The organism is Allokutzneria sp. NRRL B-24872 (assembly GCF_002155965.1).
GTDB lineage: Bacteria > Actinomycetota > Actinomycetes > Mycobacteriales > Pseudonocardiaceae > Allokutzneria.
On the sequence record NZ_MUMH01000059.1, the window covers coordinates 29615 to 51069 of the forward strand.

Annotated in this window: 7 protein-coding genes and 1 pseudogene; 3 read left to right on the plus strand and 5 right to left on the minus strand. The window is 70.2% G+C overall.

Annotated elements, in window-relative coordinates; genetic code table 11:
• The first annotated feature begins 92 nt into the window (after positions 1-92).
• Entirely contained in the window at positions 93-1451 is a 1359-nt protein-coding gene (locus tag CCN37_RS15910) for a putative glycoside hydrolase (RefSeq protein WP_143261626.1), read from the plus strand.
• A gap of 22 nt (positions 1452-1473) precedes the next feature.
• On the opposite strand, the gene CCN37_RS15915 is transcribed toward CCN37_RS15910, so the two are convergent.
• A complete protein-coding gene (locus CCN37_RS15915) occupies positions 1474-2337 on the minus strand; it encodes an N-acetyltransferase (protein ID WP_086821556.1) in 864 nt (287 codons plus the stop codon).
• Positions 2338-2398: 61 nt separating this feature from the next.
• Here CCN37_RS15915 and CCN37_RS15920 point away from each other — a divergent pair, with 61 nt between their 5' ends.
• Complete coding sequence (locus CCN37_RS15920; RefSeq protein ID WP_086821656.1) at positions 2399-2932, plus strand: dihydrofolate reductase family protein; 534 nt, start codon at positions 2399-2401, stop codon at positions 2930-2932.
• Here CCN37_RS15920 and CCN37_RS15925 read toward each other — a convergent pair.
• Positions 2929-4038: an HNH endonuclease signature motif containing protein gene (locus CCN37_RS15925; protein ID WP_086821557.1), complete on the minus strand. Its 1110-nt coding sequence runs from the start codon at positions 4036-4038 to the stop codon at positions 2929-2931. The genes CCN37_RS15920 and CCN37_RS15925 overlap by 4 nt on opposite strands.
• A gap of 327 nt (positions 4039-4365) precedes the next feature.
• Here CCN37_RS15925 and CCN37_RS15930 point away from each other — a divergent pair, with 327 nt between their 5' ends.
• Positions 4366-5604, plus strand: coding sequence for an activator-dependent family glycosyltransferase (locus tag CCN37_RS15930; protein ID WP_086821558.1), 1239 nt, complete (start codon positions 4366-4368; stop codon positions 5602-5604).
• Between the two features lie 63 nt (positions 5605-5667).
• On the opposite strand, the gene CCN37_RS42370 is transcribed toward CCN37_RS15930, so the two are convergent.
• The 3 genes and pseudogenes from CCN37_RS42370 to CCN37_RS15940 all read right to left on the minus strand — a co-directional run bounded on the left by CCN37_RS42370 (position 5668) and on the right by CCN37_RS15940 (position 21442).
• Positions 5668-6417, minus strand: coding sequence for an alpha/beta fold hydrolase (locus CCN37_RS42370; RefSeq protein WP_371504325.1), 750 nt, complete (start codon positions 6415-6417; stop codon positions 5668-5670).
• Positions 6412-11649 (minus strand): annotated as a pseudogene (locus CCN37_RS15935) (type I polyketide synthase); the annotation flags it as partial. The gene CCN37_RS42370 and the pseudogene CCN37_RS15935, both read right to left, overlap by 6 nt.
• Positions 11624-21442 carry a type I polyketide synthase gene (locus CCN37_RS15940; RefSeq protein WP_086821560.1) on the minus strand — a complete coding sequence of 3273 codons (9819 nt, stop codon included), beginning with the start codon at positions 21440-21442 and terminating at the stop codon, positions 11624-11626. The gene CCN37_RS15940 and the pseudogene CCN37_RS15935, both read right to left, overlap by 26 nt.
• Positions 21443-21455 lie beyond the last annotated feature (13 nt).

Sequence of the window (21455 nt, forward strand, 5' to 3'; positions counted from 1 at the left end):
GCGGGTCCTGCATCGAAGAGTTTCACGCAGTCTGGTCGGGACGATCACAGGCCCTACGGTGGGCACCCCCTGCCGCCCCCGTAAGGATCACTGTGAAGGCACTTCCCACCCTGTCCGTCGCCACGCTGCTCGTCGCCGCGATAGCGGCCCCCGCCGTCGCGGCGCCGACCCCGCCGCCCGTGCACATCATCCCGCCGGTGCAGCGGACCACCCCGCCGGCGCAGACCACGTCCGCCACTCCGACGACCTCGGTGGCGCCGACGACCACGACCGCCCCGACGACCACGACGACGAAGCCGACGACGCCGCCCGCGAGCGACTGGCGTACCAAGTCGTACTGGGTGCACTGGAACGGGACGCCGGTCACCGACGAGATGCTGGCCGAGGAAGCGCAGAAGCGCGACTACATCCTGCTCAACGCCTGGGAGGCAAGCTACGTCCCCAAGCTGAAGGCGGCCAACCCGACGGTCACCGTGCTGGTGTACAAGGACATGTCCTCCACGCGCTCCTACGCTTGCCGCGACGGCAAGGACGACGAGCACCTGCCGACCGGGGTCGGTTTCTGCGCCGCGGAGAAGAACCGGCCGGAGTGGTTCCTCAAGGACTCCAAGGGAAAGCGGCTGGAGTACGCCGGGTACAAGGGGCACTGGCAGATGGACGTCGGTGACCCGAAGTACCAGGCGGAGTGGGCGGAGAACGTCGTCGCGTCGACGAAGGGCGTCTTCGACGGCGTGCTGATCGACAACGCGCTCTGGACCTGCGACACCTACCACCCCGGCACGTGCCCGTCGAAGTACGGCGACAACGCCTCCTTCCAGGCCGCGTACTCCTCGTTCTTCGCCAACACCCGCGCGACCTTCACCGCGGCCGGGCTGAAGACCGTGGCGAACATGAGCAACGCCAGGCTGCACAAGGACGGCTGGAAGAACTACATGGCCAACCTCGACGGAGGCTGGGACGAGTGGTGGCTGTCCTTCTCCGACACCGAGCAGCTGCCCGACTACGCCGAGGGCTGGCGCCGCCAGGTCGCGCAGATCGCCGACAACGAGGCCGCCGGCAAGATCACCCTGGTGCAGCCGCACTTCTCCAAGACCGCCGTTCGCCCCTTCCGCTACGCACTGGCCTCCTACTTCATGGCGGCGAGCAGCACGAAGTCGGCGATCGCGGAGATGGAGAAGACCGACGGCTACGGCGAACCGTCGCCGTGGCGCCCCGAGTACGACTGGGACCTCGGCAAGCCCTCCGGCCCGTACACCTCCGTCGGCACCAACGTCTACCGCCGCGACTTCGCCTGCGGCACGGTCGTGGTGAACGCCAACCCGACCGAGAGCCAGGCCATCACGCTCTCCCTGGGCGGCGACCACCTCAACGAGGCCGGGACGAACGTGAACTCCGTCAGCCTGCCGGGCACCTCCGGCTCCATCCTCCGCAAGACCTGCCCGAAGCGTTGACCGGAGTGCGAAACGGGAACTCTCAGTTCTCGCGGTAGTAGTCGTGGACCTCGGCGAGCTTGCCGAAGCCCGCTGAGGCGTAGGTCGCCACGGCGCCGACGTTCGAGGTCGGCGTGGCCACCAGCGCGCTCGACGAACCCATTTCCTGGAGCGCCGCCGCCGCGGCCACGGTGATCGCCCTGCCGTGGCCGCGCCCGCGGTGGTCGTTGTGCACGCCCATCGGCTCGATCAGCCCGGGCAGGCCCGGCCCCGCCGACCACACCGTGACCACGCCGACCGCCGCGTCCTGCTCGTCGTAGCCGATCAGGCTCCGCGCGTCCGCGTACGGAGTACCAGCCGACATCGCGTGCCACTTCTCGGCCGCGAACGTCGAGCCCTCGAACGACGCGCGCAGCACCTCGGCCCACAGCTCCGCCTGCTCCTGCCCCGCGATCTCGATCCGCAGGTCGGGCGCCTTCACCGGCTCCGCGAGGTCACGCGACAACGGCGTCCACGGCTCGTCGGTCTGCCACCCCTGCTCCGCCAGCAGGCTGTGCAGCAGCACGCCCATCGGCGCCTCGATGTTGACCTTGCCCGCCGGCAGCACACCGCGCTCCGGCTCGGTCACGTCCTCGACCAGCCGCCGCACCAGCTCCTCATCCTGCTGCACGTCCGCCGCGATCGTGATGCGCAGCAGCGTCGAGCCGTCCAGCAGCCCCACCGCCAGCACCCGTCCGTCGCGGCTCCAGGTCCGGACAGCGCCGGCGGTCGTCTCGGCGCCGAAGCGCCAGAACCAGCCGATGTCGCCCGGGTGCAGTTGCATCGCCCGGTCGCGCTGCCACCCTCGCAGCGCGTTGACGGCCACGCTCAGCCCATCGACATCCGGCGTGTCCAACACGATCGTCATGCCCGCGATCTCACACCAACGTCCGGCCGCCCGCACCCGGGTTTCGGCGTACTCTTCGGCGATGCGGCCGCTTCGGTACTCCATCAACGTCACGCTGGACGGGTGCTGCGACCACCGCGCCATCCCGGCGGACGAGGCTCTGCACCGTCATCACGCCGAGAACCTCGACCGCGCTGACGCGCTCCTGTTCGGCCGGGTCACCTACGAGATGATGGAGTCCGCGTGGCGGTCCCCGAGCCCCCACGACGATGACCCCTTCGCCCGCTCCATCGACGCGGCGAAGAAGTACGTCGTGTCAAGCACTCTGGAGCACGTCGACTGGAACGCGGAGCTCGTGCGCGGCGACCTGGCCACCGCTGTGCGGCGGCTCAAGCAGACTCCGGGCAAGGGCGTCTTCGTCGGCGGCGTGCGGCTCCCGATGGCGTTGGCGGAGCTGGGTTTGATCGACGAGTACGAGTTCGTCGTCCACCCCCGCATCGCGGGCCACGGCCCGACCCTGTTCGAGGGCTTGTCCCAGCACGTCGACCTGAAGCTCGTGAGCCGCTCCAAGTTCGGCTCGGGAGTCATGGTGCTGCGGTACGAGCCCCGCGCCTAGAACGGCGCCGGTTCGGCGATCGGCTCGGGCGCGGTTTCGTAGGTGTGGCCCCTGGGCGTGGTCCAGGTGTGGACGCCGTCTTCGCCGTTGGCGCACTGCCAGTTGGTGTGGGTTTTCATGCGGTGGTGACGCCTGCATTTGGGGCGCAGGTTCGTGATCGTGGTGTTCGAGCCGTTGTAGGGGCGGCAGTGGTCGTAGTCGCAGCGGTGGGCGGGTTGTCTGCATCCGATGGCGGTGCAGGTCGGGTATCTCGCGGCGATGAGTTCGCGTTGTTTGGCGTTGGGGCGGTAGACGTCGCTGATTTCTTCAGCCATGCCGGTGACCGGGTCGGTGAGGATGCGCTTCCAGATGCCACCGGCGGCGATGTCGCGGGCCAAGGGTGCGGGGAGGGGGCCGTCGTCGGTGAGTATTCCGGGATCGTCAGTCAGGCCGAGGGCTGAGGTGACGGGCATGGTCAGGTAGACCACGGTTTGGCCTTGCGGGGCGGCGGTTTCTTTGCCGTGCAAGAGGTCCCTTGCGACGTCGGAGCGCTTTTGGTCGAGGGTGCGGTGGTCTTTGGGCAGGGCTTTGGCGATGTGATCGACGCGGTCGTAGGACAGGGCGGCGTCGTGGGCGGTCATGGTCAAGCGCAGGGAGGACATGCCGTCTTCGAGGTTGAACTTCTCAACGAGACGGGCTTTGTGCTTCTCCGCGTGGCGGCGTTCGGCGGCTTTGGGGTCGAGGCGGTGGATGAACCGGACACCGTACTGGCGGGTCGCGGAGTAGGTGTTGGTCGCTGCGTGGGTGACGAGGGCTTCCTCCACGATCAGCGCCTGGGTGACAGGGAGGGCGCGGAGGAGGTCGAGGATCATGAGTGACTTGCCCTGGTCAATTCGGCCTTCGGCCATCGCCTCAAAGACCACGTGGCGCTCCACCAGCTCCACCGCGCTGTCGATCAACCGACCCGCTTTGATGGGCGACACCTTCAGCACCGGGGCGATGAAGTTATCGGCAAACTCACGATCACGCGAATCCAGCTCGGCTAGATAGTCGACCAGGGTCACGGAGAACGTTGCGACAGCTTCAGCGATAGCCGCGTACGCTGCTTTTACGTCAGCTTCGTCCATGCCTTCTATTCTACGCCGATTAAATAGTCGATCATGGCCCTAAAGGATGAAATCCCAGGCGCCCGAAAGCCCGAAAGCCTCACGCTGGAACGCAAGGCGCACAACACAACCGAGGCTTTACCTGGGGTGCGCGGGCCATACGCTCGCGCGAGGGCCGGGTGTTCCATCCCGTGCCCCTGTAAGGCCCAGGGGCACGCGCAAGGGGCCCCAGGTCAAGCCGACCCCACGCTGGTACCGGCGCGAGCCGGAAGCCCAGCCGTCCCCCACGCCAAACCGATACGCCACTAGGGGTTGCCCCACTACCAACAGCCACGATCGAATGAGTAAATGCGCGTCCTCTTCACGCCTTTCCCCGCCAAAGCCCACGTCTACAACATGGCCCCCCTCATCTGGGCCATGCGCAACGCGGGCCACGAGGTGCGGATCGCCGCCCAACCCAACCCGGCCGAGCCCAATGCACTTTCCAGTGCGGGCCTTTCCGCCCACCAAGCAGGAAAGCCGCTGAACTGGGAACAGCGCACCGAGGAAGGCGGCGGCGAGTACACCGAGGAAGAACTCGCGCTCATCGCCGAATTCCCCATCGCGCAGATCGACGAGGAGAAGATCACCCCGGAGTACGCGGAGGTGATCTTCGATATCTGGGCGCCGTTGTGCGAGGCGATGGCGGGGCCGGACGTGACCGCGGATCTCGTGGAGTTCGCGCGGGAGTGGAAGCCGGATCTCGTCGTGTGGGACGCGCTGGTCTACGCGGGGCCGGTGGCGGCGAAGGCCTGCGGAGCGGCGCACGCGCGGTTGCTGATGGGCTCGGACAACTTCGGCCGCATGCGAAAAGCACTCCAAGAGCAGCAGCGCGATCCGATGCGGGACTGGCTGACGGGCAAGCTCGGCGAGTTCGGGCTGGAGTTCGACGAGGACGTGGTGCTCGGACAGCTCACGATCGACGCGATGCCCGCGTGCACGCGGTACGAGACGGACGCGAAGACGCTGCCGGTGCGCTTCACGCCGTACAACGGGCCGAGCGAGTCGCCGAAGTGGTTGCGGGACAAACCGACGAAGCCGCGGGTGTGCGTGACGGTGGGCCTGTCGGCGCGGGAGAACGAGATCCCGAACAAGGATGACGGATTCGACGCGGCCGAGCTGTTCGAAGCGGTGCGCGGCCTGGACGTCGAAGTGGTCGCGACGTTGCAGACCGAGAACGCGCCGGAGAACGTGCGGCTGGTGGACTTCGTGCCGCTCAACGAGTTGCTGCCGAGCTGCGCGGTGGTGGTGCACCACGGCGGCACGGGCACGATCGGCAACGCGGTGGTGCACGGGGTGCCGCAGCTGGTGATCCCGGGGTCCACGTGGGGCGAGGCGACAGCGGCGCACGAGCTGGAGAAGGCAGGTGCGGCGTTGACGTTGCGCCCGGAGGAGTTCTCCGCACAGGCACTGCGCGAGCGGCTGGTGCGCCTGCTGGAAGACAAGTCCTTTGTGGACAGTGCGGCGGCGGTGCGCGCGGAGATGCTGGGCAGGCCGACGGTCAACGACGTCGTGCTCGACCTGGAGAAGCTGGCCGCGAGCCGCTGACCCGACGACGAAATCGCCCGCCGCCCAAGAGAGGGTGGCGGGCGATTCCCTTCTAGCAAGGACTCACAGCGTGGCGATCCAGGCGTCGACGGTCTCGGCGACGCTGGCGGAGTGCTCGCCCATCATCGTGAAGTGATCACCGGGGACCTCGGCGAGGGTGTGCGCGACGGGCGGGTTGGTACGCCAGTCGTAGTCCTCGTTCCACTTGCTGGTGACGGGGTTCTCCGGGCGCACCAACAGGGTCGGCGTCGCACAGGGCTTGAGCGTCCAGTCCATTGTGGAGTAATGACCCATCGCGGTCAGCCACGCCTCCCCCCAGATGTCGGGCTCACCGCTGGTGGCGGTCATCTCCTCGGACAGGTCGTCCATCATGGAGTTCATGAAGCGCCCCATGGCGTTGAGGCCGACCTTGTCCTCCAGCGCGTAGGTGTCGACCATGACCAGGCCGGCCGGAGCGAGGCCGACGCTCTCCAGGTACCGCGTGACGGCGTGCGCCACGACGCCGCCGGAGGAGTAGCCGACGAGCACGAACGGCCTGCCGTCAGCCTGCTCCCGGATGGCGTTGGCGTGCAGGTGCGCGACGACCTCGGCGGTGGACGGGAGCAGTTCGTGCCGCGTGAAGCCGGGTTCGCGGAAAGCGAGCACGTCGCGCTTGCCGCGCAGCGCGGCGGCGAAGCGGGCGTACTCCTGCGGCCCGGACCGGCCGATGTAGGAGGTCAAGCAGAACACCTGGCACGGCTCGTCGCCCGTGGCGAGCCTGGTCGGCACGGACGAGCTCGCCGCGTCGGTCAGCTGCGGCCGGAAGCGGGCCATCGCGCCGAGCAGTTCCAGGAAGTCGGGGAACCTGCCCTCCTCAACGGCCTTGAAGTACAGCGCGGTCAGCGCGCCGGACTCCGTTTCCTTCTCCTCGGCCGGCTTGGCCGAGGCAGGCCCGGAACTCAGCGCACCAGCGAGGTAGTCGGCCAGCGCGGAGGCTGTGGGGTGGTCGAACGCCAGCGTCGCGGGCAGCCGGAGCCCGGTGGCCGAAGCGAGCCGGTTGCGCAGGTTGACCGACATGAGCGAGTCGAAGCCGAGTTCGAGGAAGTCCTGGTCGACCTCGATGTCCTCCGGCCCGGAGAACGCGAGCACCACCGCGACGTGCGAGCGCACCAGCTCCAACAAGTCAGCCGGAGAGGACGACGCCGCCGGGGCCTCAGTCGAAACGGCCCGACGGGCGGGGCCGATCAGCTCGCGGATCATCAGCGGTAGCTCGTCCGCGTCCGGAGCCGAGCGGAGAGCGGCCTTGTCGAGGGTGATCGGCGCGAGCAGCGGAGCGGTGTCGGCGACGGCGGAGTCCAGCAGCGCCAACGCCTCCACGCTGGGCAGCGGCGGCATCCCGGCGATCTCACCGGTCAGGTGCTCGGTCATCCCGGACGCCTGCTCCCACAGCCCCCACGCGAGCGAACTCGCGGCCAGCCCCGAAGCCCGGCGGTGGTGGGCGAGCGCGTCGAGGAAGGCGTTGGCGGCGGCGTAGTTCGCCTGGCCCGCCGAGCCGAACACGCCGGAAGCGGAGGAGAACAGCACGAACGCGTCGAGGTCGCTGGTCAGCTCGTGCAGGTTCCACGCCGCGTCGACCTTGGGCCGCAACACCGAGTGCAGCTGCTCGGGGGTCAGGGACTCCAAGATCACGTCGTGCAGCACTCCGGCGGTGTGGATCACCGCGGTGACCGGGTGCGTCGCGAGCAGCGAGGCCAGCGCGTCGTGGTCGGCGGCGTCGCACGCGGCCACGACGACATCGGCGCCGAGCTCGGTCAGCTCCGCGCGCAGCTCAGCGGCCCCAGGGGCGAGGATGCCTCGGCGACTCGTGAGCAGGAGCCGTCGAACACCTTGCTGCACAACGAGATGTCGAGCTGTGAGCGCGCCCAGCGTGCCCGTCGCTCCGGTGATCAGAACAGTGCCGTCAGCACGCCAAGCGTGCGCGTCTGCCACTGGAGCCGCGGCCAAACGAGGCGCCAGCAGAGCCCCGTCGCGGACAGCGAGCTGGGGCGCAGCCGAGGCCAGCGCCGAATGCAGCAGGGCCGAAGAGCCGTCGAGGTCGACCAGGCGGAAGCGGCCGGGGTTCTCGGTCTGCGCCGAGCGCACGAGGCCCCACACGGCGGAGGTGGCGAGGTCGGTGACGTCCTCGGTGTCGGAAGTGGCGACCGCGCCGCTGGTGACGATCACGAGCTGTGCATCCGCGAACGAAGGGGTAGCCAGCCATTCCTGCACCAGGCGCAACGCGTGCTCCGCCGTGCTGTGCGCCAGAGCCGGGACGCCCGAAGCGGAGTTGCGGAAGGACGCCAGCACGAACTGGGACGATGTCCCGCTTTCCGCGAGGGCTGCGAGGTCGGCGTACTTGTCCGACACCGGGAGGTCGAACGGGTCCTCGCCGATCAGCACGCACTGAGCGGACCCCGAGCCGGCAGGAACTGCGGCCCACTCCACGCGGTAGAGCGACTTCGAAGTGGGCTTGGCGGAGAGCTGGTCGGCCGAAACCGGGCGCGCGATCAGCGAGTCCACAGTGGCCACTGGCGCGCCGGTGTGGTCGGCGATGCGGACCGACATGCCTTCGCCCGTCGCGTGCGGGCTCACGTGAACACGCAGCGAGGTGGCTCCCGTGGCGTGCAACGACACCCCGGTCCACGCGAAGGGAACACGCGGAGCCGCGCTGCCACCGTCCTCTTCGGACCGAACGCCCGCGACGTGCAGGGCGGCGTCGAGCAACGCGGGGTGCACGCCGAAGTCCCCGGCCTCCCCCGGGAGCTCGACCTCGGCGAAGAGCTCCTGGCGGTGCCGCCACGCACGGCGCAGGCCCTGGAACGCCGGGCCGTAGTCGAAGGCGGCCTCGGACAGCTCCTCGTAGAAGCCGTCGAGGTCGAGCGCCACCGCGCCCGAAGGCGGCCACGAGGTCAGATCGCCTTGCGGCGCAACGACAGACGGTGAGAGCCAACCGCTCGCGTGCAGCACCCACTGGTCGGAAGCACGCGAGTGCACGCTGAACTGCCGACGGCCGTTCTGGTCGGAGTCGACGCGGAGCTGGTACTGCACGGGCTCGACGAGCGTCAGCGGGGCGTGCAGCGTCAGCTCTTCGAGGTGCCCGCACCCGACCTGGTCACCCGCGTGAATCGCCAGGTCGACGAAGGCGGTTCCGGGCAGCAGCACCACTCCGTGCACGGCGTGGTCGGCGAGCCAGGGTTGCCGGTCGAGCCCGAGACGTCCGCTCAGCACGAGCTGCCCGGATTCGGCGAGCGGGGTGATCGCGCCGACGAGCGGGTGCGTGGACGGCAGCAGGCCCGCCGAGCTGACGTCACCGAGGCCGACAGTGCTCTCCAGCCAGTAGCGCTGACGCTGGAAGGGGTAGGTCGGCAGGTCGACGTGCGCCGCCTTCGGCGTCAAGGAAGCCCAGTCGATCGGCACGTCCGCCAAGTGCAGCCGTGCCAGGGCGCCGAGGAAGGCCGTGGTCTCGGCGGTGTTCTTCGGCAGCGTCGCCACGAGCGTCGCGGCGCTGTCCTCGGGCAGGCAGCCCTGCGTCATCGCGGTCAGCACGCCGTTGGGGCCGAGTTCGAGGAACGTGCCGACGCCCTCCTCCACCAGGGTGTCCACGCCGTCCGCGTAGCGCACGGTCTGCCGGACGTGGCGCACCCAGTACTCCGGGGAGAACTCCGCGAACGCACCATCCACAGTGGACACAACGGGGACCTGCGGCGTGCCGTGGGCGAGCTTGGCGACCGCGGCGCCGAAGGAGGCCAGCATCGGCTCCATCAGCGGCGAGTGGAACGCGTGGCTCACCCGCAGCCGCCGCGTCCGCGTGAACCGCTCGCCGATCTCCGCCACGGCGTCCTCGTCCCCGGCGATCACCACCGACCGAGGGCCGTTGATCGCCGCGATGCCGACCCGAGAGGTCAACAGCGGCAACACATCCGCCTCGGTGGCTTCGATCGCCAGCATCGCGCCCCCGGCCGGAAGCGCCTGCATCAGCCGCGCCCGCGTGGTGACCAGCAGCGACGCGTCGGCGAGGGAGAGCGCGCCGGAGACGTGGGCCGCCGCGATCTCGCCGATGGAGTGGCCGATCAGGTAGTCCGGGACGATGCCCAGGCTCTCCACCAGCCGGTACAGCGCGACACCCATCGCGAAGAGCGCGGGCTGCGTGAACTCGGTCTGGTCCAGTTCCTCACCAGCGAACATCACCTCACGCAGCGGACGCGGCAGGTGGGCGTCGAGGTGCGCGCAGACTTCGTCCAGGGCCTCAGCGAAGACGGGGAACGCGGCGGCCGACGAAAGGCCCATCCCCGGGCGCTGAGAACCCTGACCGGGGAAGGCGAACGCGATCCGACCCGGCCGGACCACCACGCCCGTGATGACATCAGCGCATTCCCGACCGGAAGCCAAGGCGTTGAGAGCAGATGTGGCGTCGCCCGCGACGACCACAGCGCGGTGCCGGTGCGTGGAACGGCCAACCGCGAGGGCGCGCGCCAACTCCACGGGGTGGTGCGAATCGAGCAGAGGCAGGAGCTGGGCAGCCTTGTCCCGCAACGCCTGCTCGGTGTGCGCGGAGAGCAGCAGTGGAACGACCTGATCCGCAGGTGCCGCAAGGGCTTCCTCGGTGGCAGGAGCCTCCTGGATGATCAGGTGCGCGTTGGTGCCGCTCACGCCGAAGGACGAGACGGCCGCCGTGCGCGGACGGCCCGTCTCCGGCCATGCGAGAGCCTCGGTGAGCAACGAGACCTTGCCGGCGGCCCAGTCCACGTGCGGCGTCGGCACGTCGACGTGCAGCGTCTTGGGCAGGGTGCCGTTGCGCATCGCGAGGACCATCTTGATGATCCCGGCGACGCCAGCGGCGGCTTGGGTGTGACCGAGGTTGGACTTCACCGAGCCGAGCCACAACGGCGTCGAGCGGTCCTGCCCGTAGGTCGCGAGAAGCGCTTGCGCCTCAATGGGATCACCGAGCGTGGTGCCGGTGCCGTGCGCCTCCACGACATCGACGTCGGCGGCCTTGACACCGGCGTCGGCCAGCGCGCGGAGGATCACGCGGCGCTGCGAAGGACCGTTGGGCGCGGTCAGGCCGTTGGACGCGCCGTCCTGGTTGATCGCCGAGCCGGGGATCACCGCGAGCACCGGGTGCCCGTTGGCGCGCGCGTCGGAAAGCTTCTCCAGCAACAGGATTCCGGCGCCTTCGCTCCAGCCGGTGCCGTCGGCGGCGCCCGCGAACGGCTTGCAGCGGCCGTCCGGGGCGAGGCCGCGCTGGCGGCTGAACTCGATGAAGGTCTCCGGCGTGGACATCACCGTCACGCCGCCCGCCAGCGCCAACGAGCACTCGCCGCGCCGGAGTGCTTGTGCGGCAAGGTGCACGGTGACCAGCGAGGACGAGCACGCGGTGTCGACGGTGATCGCCGGGCCTTCGAGGCCGAGCGTGTACGCGACACGGCCCGAGGCGATGCTGGGCGAACTGCCGTTGCCCAGCTGGCCCTCGAAGCCCTCCGGCGAGGGTTGCAGGCGCACGGAGTAGTCGCTGTACATCACGCCGACGAACACTCCGGTGGAGCTGCCCTTCAGCGAGCGCGGACTGAGGCCGCCGCGCTCGATGGCCTCCCACGCGGTCTCCAGCAGCAGGCGTTGCTGCGGGTCGGTCGCGAGGGCTTCGCGCGGTGACATCCCGAAGAACACCGGGTCGAAGTCGGCGGCGTCGTAGAGGAATCCGCCCTGGTTGGTGTAGCTGGTCCCGGCGTGGTCGGGGTCGGGGTGGTAGAGGTTCGCGACGTCCCAGTCACGGTCGGTCGGGAACTCCCCCACCGCGTCGCGGCCCTCGGCCAGCAACTCCCAGAGCTGCTCGGGGGTCCGGACACCGCCCGGGTAGCGGCACGCCATGCCGACGATCGCGATCGGCTCGGACTGCCGTGCGGCGAGTTCTTCGTTGTCCTGGCGTAGTTTCTCGTTCGCCTTGAGCGACGCACGGAGCGCCGTGACGAGCTTGTCCTGCTGCGCGTTCATCTCTTCGCTCCGGTCAGTTCTCAAGTGCGAGGTCGACAAGGCTGTCGATGTCCATGTCGTCGATCGAAGTCGCCGACCCGGCGGGAGTCTTCGCGGCGGATTGCTTGCCCGCCAACGACAGGACGCTCTCCAGCAACCCGGCCTCGCGCAGCGACTCCAGGGACACCGAGGCCACCATGCGACGGAGTTCCTCGTCGGTGTCAGCAACGACAGCGGGGAACAGCGACTCGCGCACGTGCTCGGCGAGGGCCTGCGGGCTCGGGAAGTCGAAGACCAGCGTCGCGGGCAGCCGCAGCCCGGTGGCCGTGGTGAGCTGGTTGCGCAGCTCCACGGCGGTCAGCGAGTCGAAGCCCAGCTCGGTGAACGCGCGATCCGGTTCGACCGACTGTCCGCCGGAGTGGCCCAGCACCGTCGCCGTGTACTCGCACACCAGCTCCAGGACCGCCTTCGCCCGCGCGGACTCCGACATCCCGGCCAGTCTCTGCTGGTAGGACACCGATGTGTCCGCGCCACGTGCGGCTCGGCGAACTGGGGCTCTGACCAGGTCCTTGAACAGCGCGGGCAGGTCCCCGTTCTCGGCCAGGGTGCGCAGTGCGGGCATGTGGAGCTTCACCGGCGCGAGCACCGGTGCTTCGCCGCGCACGGCGACATCGAAGAGGCCCAACGCCTCCGAAGCCGACATCGGCGCGAGGCCGCCGCGCGAGATCCGGGCAAGGTCGCCCTGGCTCAGCGCCCCGGTCATCCCGCTCGCGTCGGCCCACAGGCCCCACACCAGCGACGTCGCCGGAACACCCATGCCGCGCAGGTGCGTGGCGTAGGCGTCCAGGAAGGCGTTGCCCGCCGCGTAGTTGCCCTGCCCGGGGCCACCGAGCGTGCCCGACGCCGAGGAGAACAGCACGAACGCCGACAGGTCGAGGTGTGCGGTGCACTCGTGCAGTGCCAGGGCCGCGTCCACTTTGGGACGCAGTACCTTCGTCACCTGCTCCGGCGTCAGCGACTCGATCACGCCGTCATCGATCACGCCAGCCACATGCACCACGGCGGTGAGCGGGCGGTCCTCCGGGATGTCAGCCAGCAGCGCGGAGAGCGCGGCCTTGTCCGCGACGTCGCACGCCACGACCTGAGCCCCCAGCGCGGCCAGCTCCTCGGCTCCGGGCGCGGCCATGCCCCGACGGCTGGTGAGCAGCAGGTGCCGCACGCCGTGCGTGGTGATCAGGTGCTTCGCCATGAGCGCGCCGAGTGTGCCGGTCGCGCCGGTGAGCAGGACCGTTCCCGAGCTGTCCAGGCCGCGGCTCTCGGTGGTGACCGCCGCCCGCACCATGCGCGGGGCGGCGGTGACGCCGTCGCGGATCGCCAGCTGGGGTTCGCCGGTCGCGACCGCCGCCACGAGCTCCTGCGGGCTCGCCCCGGAGTTGTCCAGCAGCACGAAACGACCGGGGTTCTCCGCCTGCGCGGCGCGGACCAGGCCCCAGATCGCGGCGTGGCCGAGGTCGGTGCCGTCCTGGCCGCCCTTGGTGAGCACGACCAGCGTCGAGTCGGCGAACTTGGCCGTGCTGAGCCAGGTCTGCAACGCGGAGAGGGCTTCAGTGGTCACCTGGTGGGTAGACGCGACCACGTCCTCCGACGAGGCAACAAAGCTGATGAGCACCGTTGCCGGGCTCTCCGGTCCCCGTGCGAGTGCGAGCAGTCCGTCCGCGCCGCGCACGTCGGCCCAGTCGGTCGGGACGGACTGGGGCGCAGTAGGTACCGGCACCCAGTCGACGCGGTAGAGCGGATTGCCCAGGTCCACTGCAAGCGGACGCAGGGTCAGCGACTCCACCGTCGCGACGAGCCCGCCGGTGCGGTCAGCCGCCACAAGCGAGACAGTGTCCCCCTTATCCGAGGTGAGCCGCACGCGAAGCTGTGTCGCCCCAGTCGCGTGCAGTGAAACCCCGTTCCAGGAGAACGGCATCAGGCCCTGCGTGCTGTTCTCATCGGCCTCGCGCAGGCCAACGGTCTGGACGGCCGCGTCGAGCAGCGCCGGGTGCAAGCCGAAGTCCCCGGCCTCCCCCGGCAGCTCGACCTCCGCGAAGACCTCGTCACCGCGACGCCACGCCGCACGAAGCCCCTGGAACGCCGGGCCGTAGTCGAAGCCGGTCTCGGCGAGGCGCGAGTAGAAGCCGTCCAGCGCGACGGGAACCGCATAGGTCGGTGGCCACGTCACGAGGTCGGCGTCGACCGCGGGAGCGACCGGCGCGAGCCAGCCGCTGGCGTGCAGGACCCAGTCCTCGTCGGTACGCGAGTGCACGGTGAGTTCGCGGCGGCCCAGCTGATCGGGCGCGTCCACGCGGAGCTGGAAGCTCACCGCGCTGTCCTCGGCGAAGGTCAGCGGCGCGTAGAGGGTCAGCTCCTCCAGCAGGGCGCATCCGACCTGGTCACCGGCGTGGAGCGCCAGCTCGACGAACGCGGTTCCGGGCAGCAGCACGGTTCCGCGCGCGGCGTGGTCGGCGAGCCACGGGTGCGCGCTGAGGCTGAGGCGGCCGGTCAGCAGCAGCTGTCCGGAGTCCGCCAGCGTGGTGAGCGCGCCGACGAACGGGTGCTCGCCCGCGCTGAGCCCGGCGGAGCCGAGGTCACCGGCGGCGGCCGTGGGCGTGAGCCAGTAGCGCTGGTGCTGGAAGGGATAGGTCGGCAGGTCGACGTGCCCGGTCACCGGCACGGACGGCGTCCAGTCCACGGGCACATCCGCGATGTGCAGTCGCCCCAAGGCCGTGAGCACGGCAGTCGTCTCGGCGATGTTCTTCGGCAGCGTCGCCACGAGCGTCGCGGCGCTGTCCTCGGGCAGGCAGTCCTGGGTCATCGCCGTCAGCACGCCGTTGGGACCGAGTTCCACGAAGGTTCCGATGCGCTCCGCCACCAGGGTGTCGACGGCGTCGGCGTAGCGGACCGCCTGGCGCGCGTGCCGCACCCAGTACTCCGCGTTGAACTCGGCGAATCCACCATCCACTGTGGACACAACGGGGATCTGCGGCGCGTTGTGCGTGAGCTTCGAAGTCACCGACCGGAAAGCGGCCAGCATCGGCTCCATCAGCGGCGAGTGGAAAGCGTGGCTCACCCGCAGGCGCCGCGTACGAGCGAACCGCGAGCCGATCTCCAGCACCGCGTCCTCATCACCGGCGATGACCACCGACGTGGGGCCGTTGACCGCCGCGACGCTGACGCGATCGGTCAGCAGCGGCAGGACCTCGTCCTCCGTCGCGGCGATCGCCAGCATCGCGCCGCCGACAGGCAGCGCCTGCATGAGCCGCGCCCGCGTGGTGACCAGCAGCGCGGCGTCTTCGAGCGAGAGCACGCCGGAGACGTGGGCCGCCGCGATCTCGCCGATCGAATGACCGATCAGGTAGTCAGGCGTGACACCGTGCGCCGCCAAGAGCCGGTACAGCGCAACGCCGATCGCGAAGAGCGCGGGCTGCGTGAACTCCGTCTGGTCCAGCTCTTCACCGCCAGCGAAGATCACCTCGCGCAGCGGGCGAGGAAGGTGCGCGTCGAGCCGCACGCAGACCTCGTCCAAAGCGTCAGCGAAGGCGGGGAATGCCGCGTACAGCTCCTGGCCCATGCCCGCGCGCTGCGAGCCCTGGCCGGGGAAGGCGAACGCGATCCGCCCCGGCTTGCCCGCGAGCCCCGACACCAGGCCCGGCGCGCTCTTCCCTTCCGACAAAGCGACGAGACCGGCCTCACCCACGACCACGGCACGGTGCCGCTGAACGGCGCGCGCCGTGAGCAGCGCGTGCGCGAGGTCGACCGGGCGGCTCGAACCGAGCACAGCGCGGAGCTGCGAAGCCTTGTCGCGCAACGCCTGCTCGGAGTGCGCGGACAGCACCAGCGGCACGACCTGGTCCGCAGGCGATGCGACGGCCTCCTCGAAAGCGGGTGCGTGCTGGATGATCAGGTGCGCGTTGGTGCCGCTCACGCCGAAGGACGAGACCGCCGCCGTGCGCGGACGACCCGTCTCCGGCCAGGGCTGCGATGATGTCGCGAGGGAGATCGCGCCGGTGCTCCACTCGACCTGAGTGCTGGGCTGGTCGACGTGCAGGGTCTGCGGGATCGTCCCGTTGCCCATCGCGAGGACCATCTTCATCACACCGGCCACGCCAGCGGCGGCCTGCGTGTGCCCGATGTTGGACTTCACCGAGCCGAGCCACAACGGCTCGTCGCGGTCCTGCCCGTAGGTCGCGAGAAGTGCTTGCGCCTCGATGGGATCGCCCAACGTGGTACCGGTTCCGTGCGCCTCCACCACATCCACGTCCGAAGTGGACAGACCGGCGTTCGCGAGCGCCGCGCGGATCACACGCTGCTGCGAAGGACCGTTCGGCGCGGTGAGCCCGTTGGACGCGCCGTCCTGGTTGATCGCCGAACCGCGAATCACCGCGAGCACCGGGTGGCCGTTCTCGCGCGCGTCGGAAAGGCGTTCCAGCACGAGCATTCCCGCGCCCTCACCCCAACCTGTGCCGTCGGCGGCGTCGGCGAAGGGCTTGCAGCGGCCGTCCGGGGCGAGGCCGCGCTGGCGGCTGAAGGAGATGAACGTGCCCGGAGTGGACAGCACCGTCGCGCCACCGGCCAGCGCCAACGAGCACTCGCCACCACGAAGTGCTTGCGCCGCAAGGTGCATGGCGACCAAGGAGGCCGAGCACGCGGTGTCAACCGTGATCGCCGGGCCTTCGAGGCCGAGGGTGTAGGAGATGCGGCCGGAGATCACCGCCGAGTTGCTGCCGGTGAGGACGTAGCCCTGGAGGTCGTCGGGGACCTGCTCGGGGGCGGCGGCGTAGTCGAAGCCGTTGGAGCCGACGAAGACGCCGGTCGCGCTGCCCTTGAGCCCGCGCGGGTCGATGCCGGCGCGCTCGACGGCCTCCCACGAGGTCTCCAGGAGCAGGCGCTGCTGCGGGTCGGTCGCGAGGGCTTCGCGCGGGGACATCCCGAAGAAGTCCGCGTCGAAGCCCGCCGCGTCGTGCAGGAACCCGCCGTGCCGGGTGTAGCTGGTCCCGGCGTGGTCGGGGTCGGGGTGGTAGAGGTTCGCGACGTCCCAACCACGGTCGGTCGGGAACTCCGTGATCGCGTCGCGCCCCTGCGAGACCAGCTCCCACAGCTGTTCCGGCGCGGCGATCCCGCCGGGGAAGCGGCAGGCCATGCCGACGATCGCGATCGGCTCGTCCGTCACCGCGGCGACCGTGACGGCAGCGGCGGTCGCGGTGTCGCCGAGGAGCTTGGTCAGCAGGTGGCGGGCCATCTCGACGGGGTTGGGGAAGTCGAAGGCCAGCGTCGCGGGCAGTTGGAGCCCGGTCGCCGCCGCCACGCGGTTGCGCAGCTCGACGGAGGTCAGCGAGTCGAAGCCGATCTCCTTGAACGCCCGTCCCTCGTCGACCGCGTCGGAGTCGGAGTGGCCGAGCACCGTGGCGGCGTTGGCGCGCACCAGGTCCACCATGATCCGCTCACGCTCGGTGGGCGAGGCCGCGGTGAGCTTCTGCACGAACGCCGAGCCGCTGTCGGCCTCTTCCGGAGTGGCGGAGGCGCGGGCCCGAACCACTGCGGGGATGTCGTTGATGAGCGGGCAGTGCGCGGTGGTCTGCGGGAAGCGGTCCCACTCGATCGCGGCCACTGTCAGCACGGGCTCGCCGTGGTCGACGGCCTGCGCGAGCCCGGTGATCGCCAGCGCGGGGTCCATCGGCAGCATGCCCTGCTGGCGCATGCGCTCTTCCAGCTCCGCGCTGACCAGCCCACCACTGCCCCACGAACCCCAGCCCAGCGAGGTCGCGGGCAGGCCACTGGCGGCGCGGGACTCGGCGAGCGCGTCCAGGTAGGCGTTGGCCGCCGCGTAGGCACCCTGGCCGACATCGGGCAGCGTGCCGCCGAACGAGGAGAACAGCACGAACGCGTCGAGCTTCGAGTTCTCGGTCAGCTCGTGCAGGTGCCGCGCGGCGTCGAGCTTCGGCCGCAGCACTCCGGCGATGCGCTCCGGGGTGAGCTGGTCCAGCACCACGTCGTCGACCACTCCGGCCGCGTGGATCACCGCGCTGAGCGGGCGGTCCGCCGGGATGTCAGCCAGAAGCGCGGCGAGCGCGGCCCTGTCGGAGACATCGCACGCGGCGATGGTGACCTCAGCGCCGAGCGCCTTCAGTTCAGACTGAAGAGAAGCAGCTCCGGGCGCGTCCGGGCCACGGCGGCTGGTCAGCAGGAGGTGTTCGGCGCCGCGCCCGGCCAGCCAGCGGCCGAGGTGCGCGGCGAGCGTGCCGGTGCCGCCAGTGATCAGCACGGTGCCGCTGGGCTTCCACTCAGGCGCGGTGGCCGCGCCGAGCGGAGCCGGGGTCAGGCGGCGCGCGTACGCGCCCTGCGATCGCACGGCGAGCTGGTCCTCATCGGTACCCGCGAGCACGGCGCACAGGCGCGAGGCGGCGCGGGACTCGAAACCAACTGGTACGTCGACCAAGCCGCCCCAGCGCTGCGGGATCTCGGCAGCGGCAGCGAGCGCGAGACCTCGCACGGCGGCCTGGTTGGGACTGGTCAGAGGATCGTTCCGGCCGACCGAGACCGCGCCGGAGGTCAATGTCCACAGCGGAGCGTCGATCCCGGCGTCCCCGAGGGCCTGCGTCAACATGACCGTGGCGGCCAGCCCCCTGGTCAGACCAACGGGAAGCATGTCCTCGTCGAGCGCGAGCAGCGACAGCACTCCGGCAGCGCCCGAGTCGAGCTGCGCGGCGAGCGAAGCGCGGTCGGTACCACTAGGCACCGTGACCCGGACGACTTCGGCGCCGCGCTCGCGCAGCACGTCCTCCACGGCGAACCACTCATGCGACGTCGGCGGCACGACGAGCAGCCAGGTGCCGGACAGCGCGGGCGAGCGCTTCTCGGTGACCGGCTGCCACGTCGATCTGTACCGCCAGCCATCCACAGTGGACTGAGTGCGCCGCTTGCGCAGCCACGAGGACAGGGCGGGCACCACAGTGTCCAAAGAGGACCGATCGGCGAGGTCGAGCGTCGTGGCGAGGGAGTCAAGGTCCTCGCGTTCGACGGCCGCCCAGAAGTCCGCGTCCATCTCCGAGACGGCGGCCTCGCGCGAAACCAGCTCCAGCCAGAAGTTCTGCCGCTGGAACGCGTAGGTCGGCAGGCCAACGCGATTCGCTCCGGCGAACAACGGGCGCCAGTCCACCGCGACACCTCGGCTGTGCGCCTCGGCGAGCGAGGTGACGAAGCGGTCGAGCCCACCCTCGTCGCGGCGCAGTGAGCCCACGGCGACGACCTCGCCGCCTGCGGCCTCGGCGGTCGCCTGGACCGCCATGGTCAGCACGGGGTGCGCGCTGGCCTCGATGAACGAACGGTAGCCCTGCTCGATCAGCGCGCGCGTGGCCTGCTCCAGGTGCACGGTCTGCCGCAGGTTGCGGTACCAGTACCCGGCGTCAACGGGCGAGTCGAGCCACTCCCCCGTCACGGTGGAGAAGAACGGCACCTCGGGCTCGCGCGGCGTGATCCCGGCGAGCACCGTCAGCAGTTCGTCCTCAATGGACTCAACGTGCGCGGAGTGCGAGGCGTAGTCCACGGGAATCGTGCGAGCCCTGATCTCCTCGGCCTCGCACTCGGCGACCAGCTCAGCCAAGGCGTCGGGGTCGCCGGAGACCACCACGGACGCGGGGCCGTTGACCGCCGCGACCGAGATCCGGCCGTCCCAGCGCGCGATGCGCTCGTTCAGCGACTCCAACGGCAGCGAGACGGACACCATGCCGCCACGGCCCGCGAGCTGGAGGATTGCCTTGCTGCGCAGCGCAACCACGGCCGCAGCGTCCTCAAGGGACAGTGCGCCCGAAACGGCGGCGGCGGCGATCTCACCCTGGGAGTGGCCGATCACCGCAGCGGGCTCGACGCCGAAGGACCGCCACAGCGCCGCGAGCGACACCATGACCGCCCACAGCACGGGCTGCACGACATCGACCCTGTTCAGCGCCTGCTCGTCGGAGAGCGCGTCGCGAAGGTCCCAGTCGGTGTGCGGGGCCAGCGCGGCGGCGCACTCGTCGAGCCGGGTACCGAAGACCGGCGCGGAGTCGGCCAGCTCCAAGGCCATGCCGAGCCACTGCGACCCCTGGCCGGGGAACACGAAGACCGTCCGGCCAGCGGCGCGCGTGGTGCCGGTGATCACCGACGGATCGGCCTCACCACGCACCAACGACTCCAGGCCGGAAGCAGCGAGCACGACCGCGCGGTGTTCGAAGGCGGAACGCGTGGTGGCCAGCGACAGGCCAAGGTCCTTGAGGGCGATCGACGGGTGCTCGCGGAGGTGGTCGAGCAGGCGGGAAGCCTGGTCCAGCAGAGCGTTCTCGCTCTTGCCGGAGAGCACGAGCGGCGCGATCGGGTGATCGATCGCCGGGTGCTCGGGCACCTCCTCCGCAACGACCTCCTCGGATTCCTCATCCGAGGAGACCTCAACCGGAGGCTCTTCTTCGATGATCACGTGCACGTTGGTGCCGCTGATGCCGAAGGAGGACACGCCCGCGCGGCGCGGTTCCCCGGTCTGCGGCCACGGCACGGTCTCGGTCAGCAGCGACACCGCGCCCGCCGACCAGTCCACGTGCGGGGTCGGCTCGGTGACGTGCAGGGTCTTGGGCACCACGCCGTGCTGGATCGCCAGCACCATCTTGATCAAGCCCGCCATGCCGGACGCCGCCTGGGCGTGACCGATGTTGGACTTGATCGAGCCCAGCAGCAGCGGGCGGTCTGCGGGGCGCCCCTGGCCGTAGGTGGCCAGAAGTGCTTGCGCCTCAATGGGATCGCCCAGCGAGGTGCCGGTGCCGTGCGCCTCCACCACGTCGACCTGGCCAGCGGAGAGGCGCGCGGTGGTGAGCGCCTGGCGGATGACGCGCTGCTGCGCCATGCCGTTGGGCGCGGAGAGGCCGTTGGAGGCGCCGTCCTGGTTGACCGCGCTCGCGCGCACCACGGCCAGCACCTCGTGGCCGTTCTTGCGGGCGTCGGAAAGGCGCTCCAGCAGCACGAGCGTGACGCCTTCAGCCAGCGACATGCCATCGGCCGAAGCGTCGAAAGCCTTGCAGCGGCCGTCCGCGGCGAGCGCGCGCTGACGGCTGAAGCCGATGAAGGAGCCCATGTTCGCCATCACCGCGACACCACCGGCCAGCGCCAGCGAGGACTCGCCCTGCCGCAGCGAGTGGCAGGCGAGGTGCAGCGCGATCAGCGACGAGGAGCACGCGGTGTCGATGGTGACCGCAGGCCCCTCAAGGCCCAGGGTGTAGGCGATGCGGCCGGAGAGCACGCTGGGCACGGTGCCGGTGAGGATGTGCCCCTCCAGCTCCTCCGGCGCGTCCTCCACGGTCGGGCAGTAGTCGGAGTAGTTGCAGCCGACGAACGTGCCGACCTTGGTGCCCTTCAAGGAGTGCGGGTCGATGCCCGCGCGCTCGATGGTCTCCCACGAGGTCTCCAGCAGCAGGCGTTGCTGCGGGTCCATGGCCAGCGCTTCACGCGGGGAGATCCCGAAGAACGCCGGGTCGAACTCGCCCGCGTCGTGCAGGAAACCGCCCTCGCGCACGTAGTTCTTGCCGTGCCGGTCGGGGTCCAGGTCGAAGCTGCCCTCGACGTCCCAGTTGCGGTTCACCGGCAGCTCGGAGATCACGTCCGTGCCCTCGGAGAGCAGCCGCCACAACGCTTCCGGTGAGTCCGCGCCACCCGGGAGACGGCAGCCGATGCCGACGATGGCGATCGGCTCCTGCGCGCGGTCCTCCACCTCGCGCAGGCGGCGCTTGGTCTGCCTCAGGTCCGCGCCGACGCGCTTGAGGTAGGCGAGGTACTTCTCTTCGGTGGACATCTGGGCGCTGCTC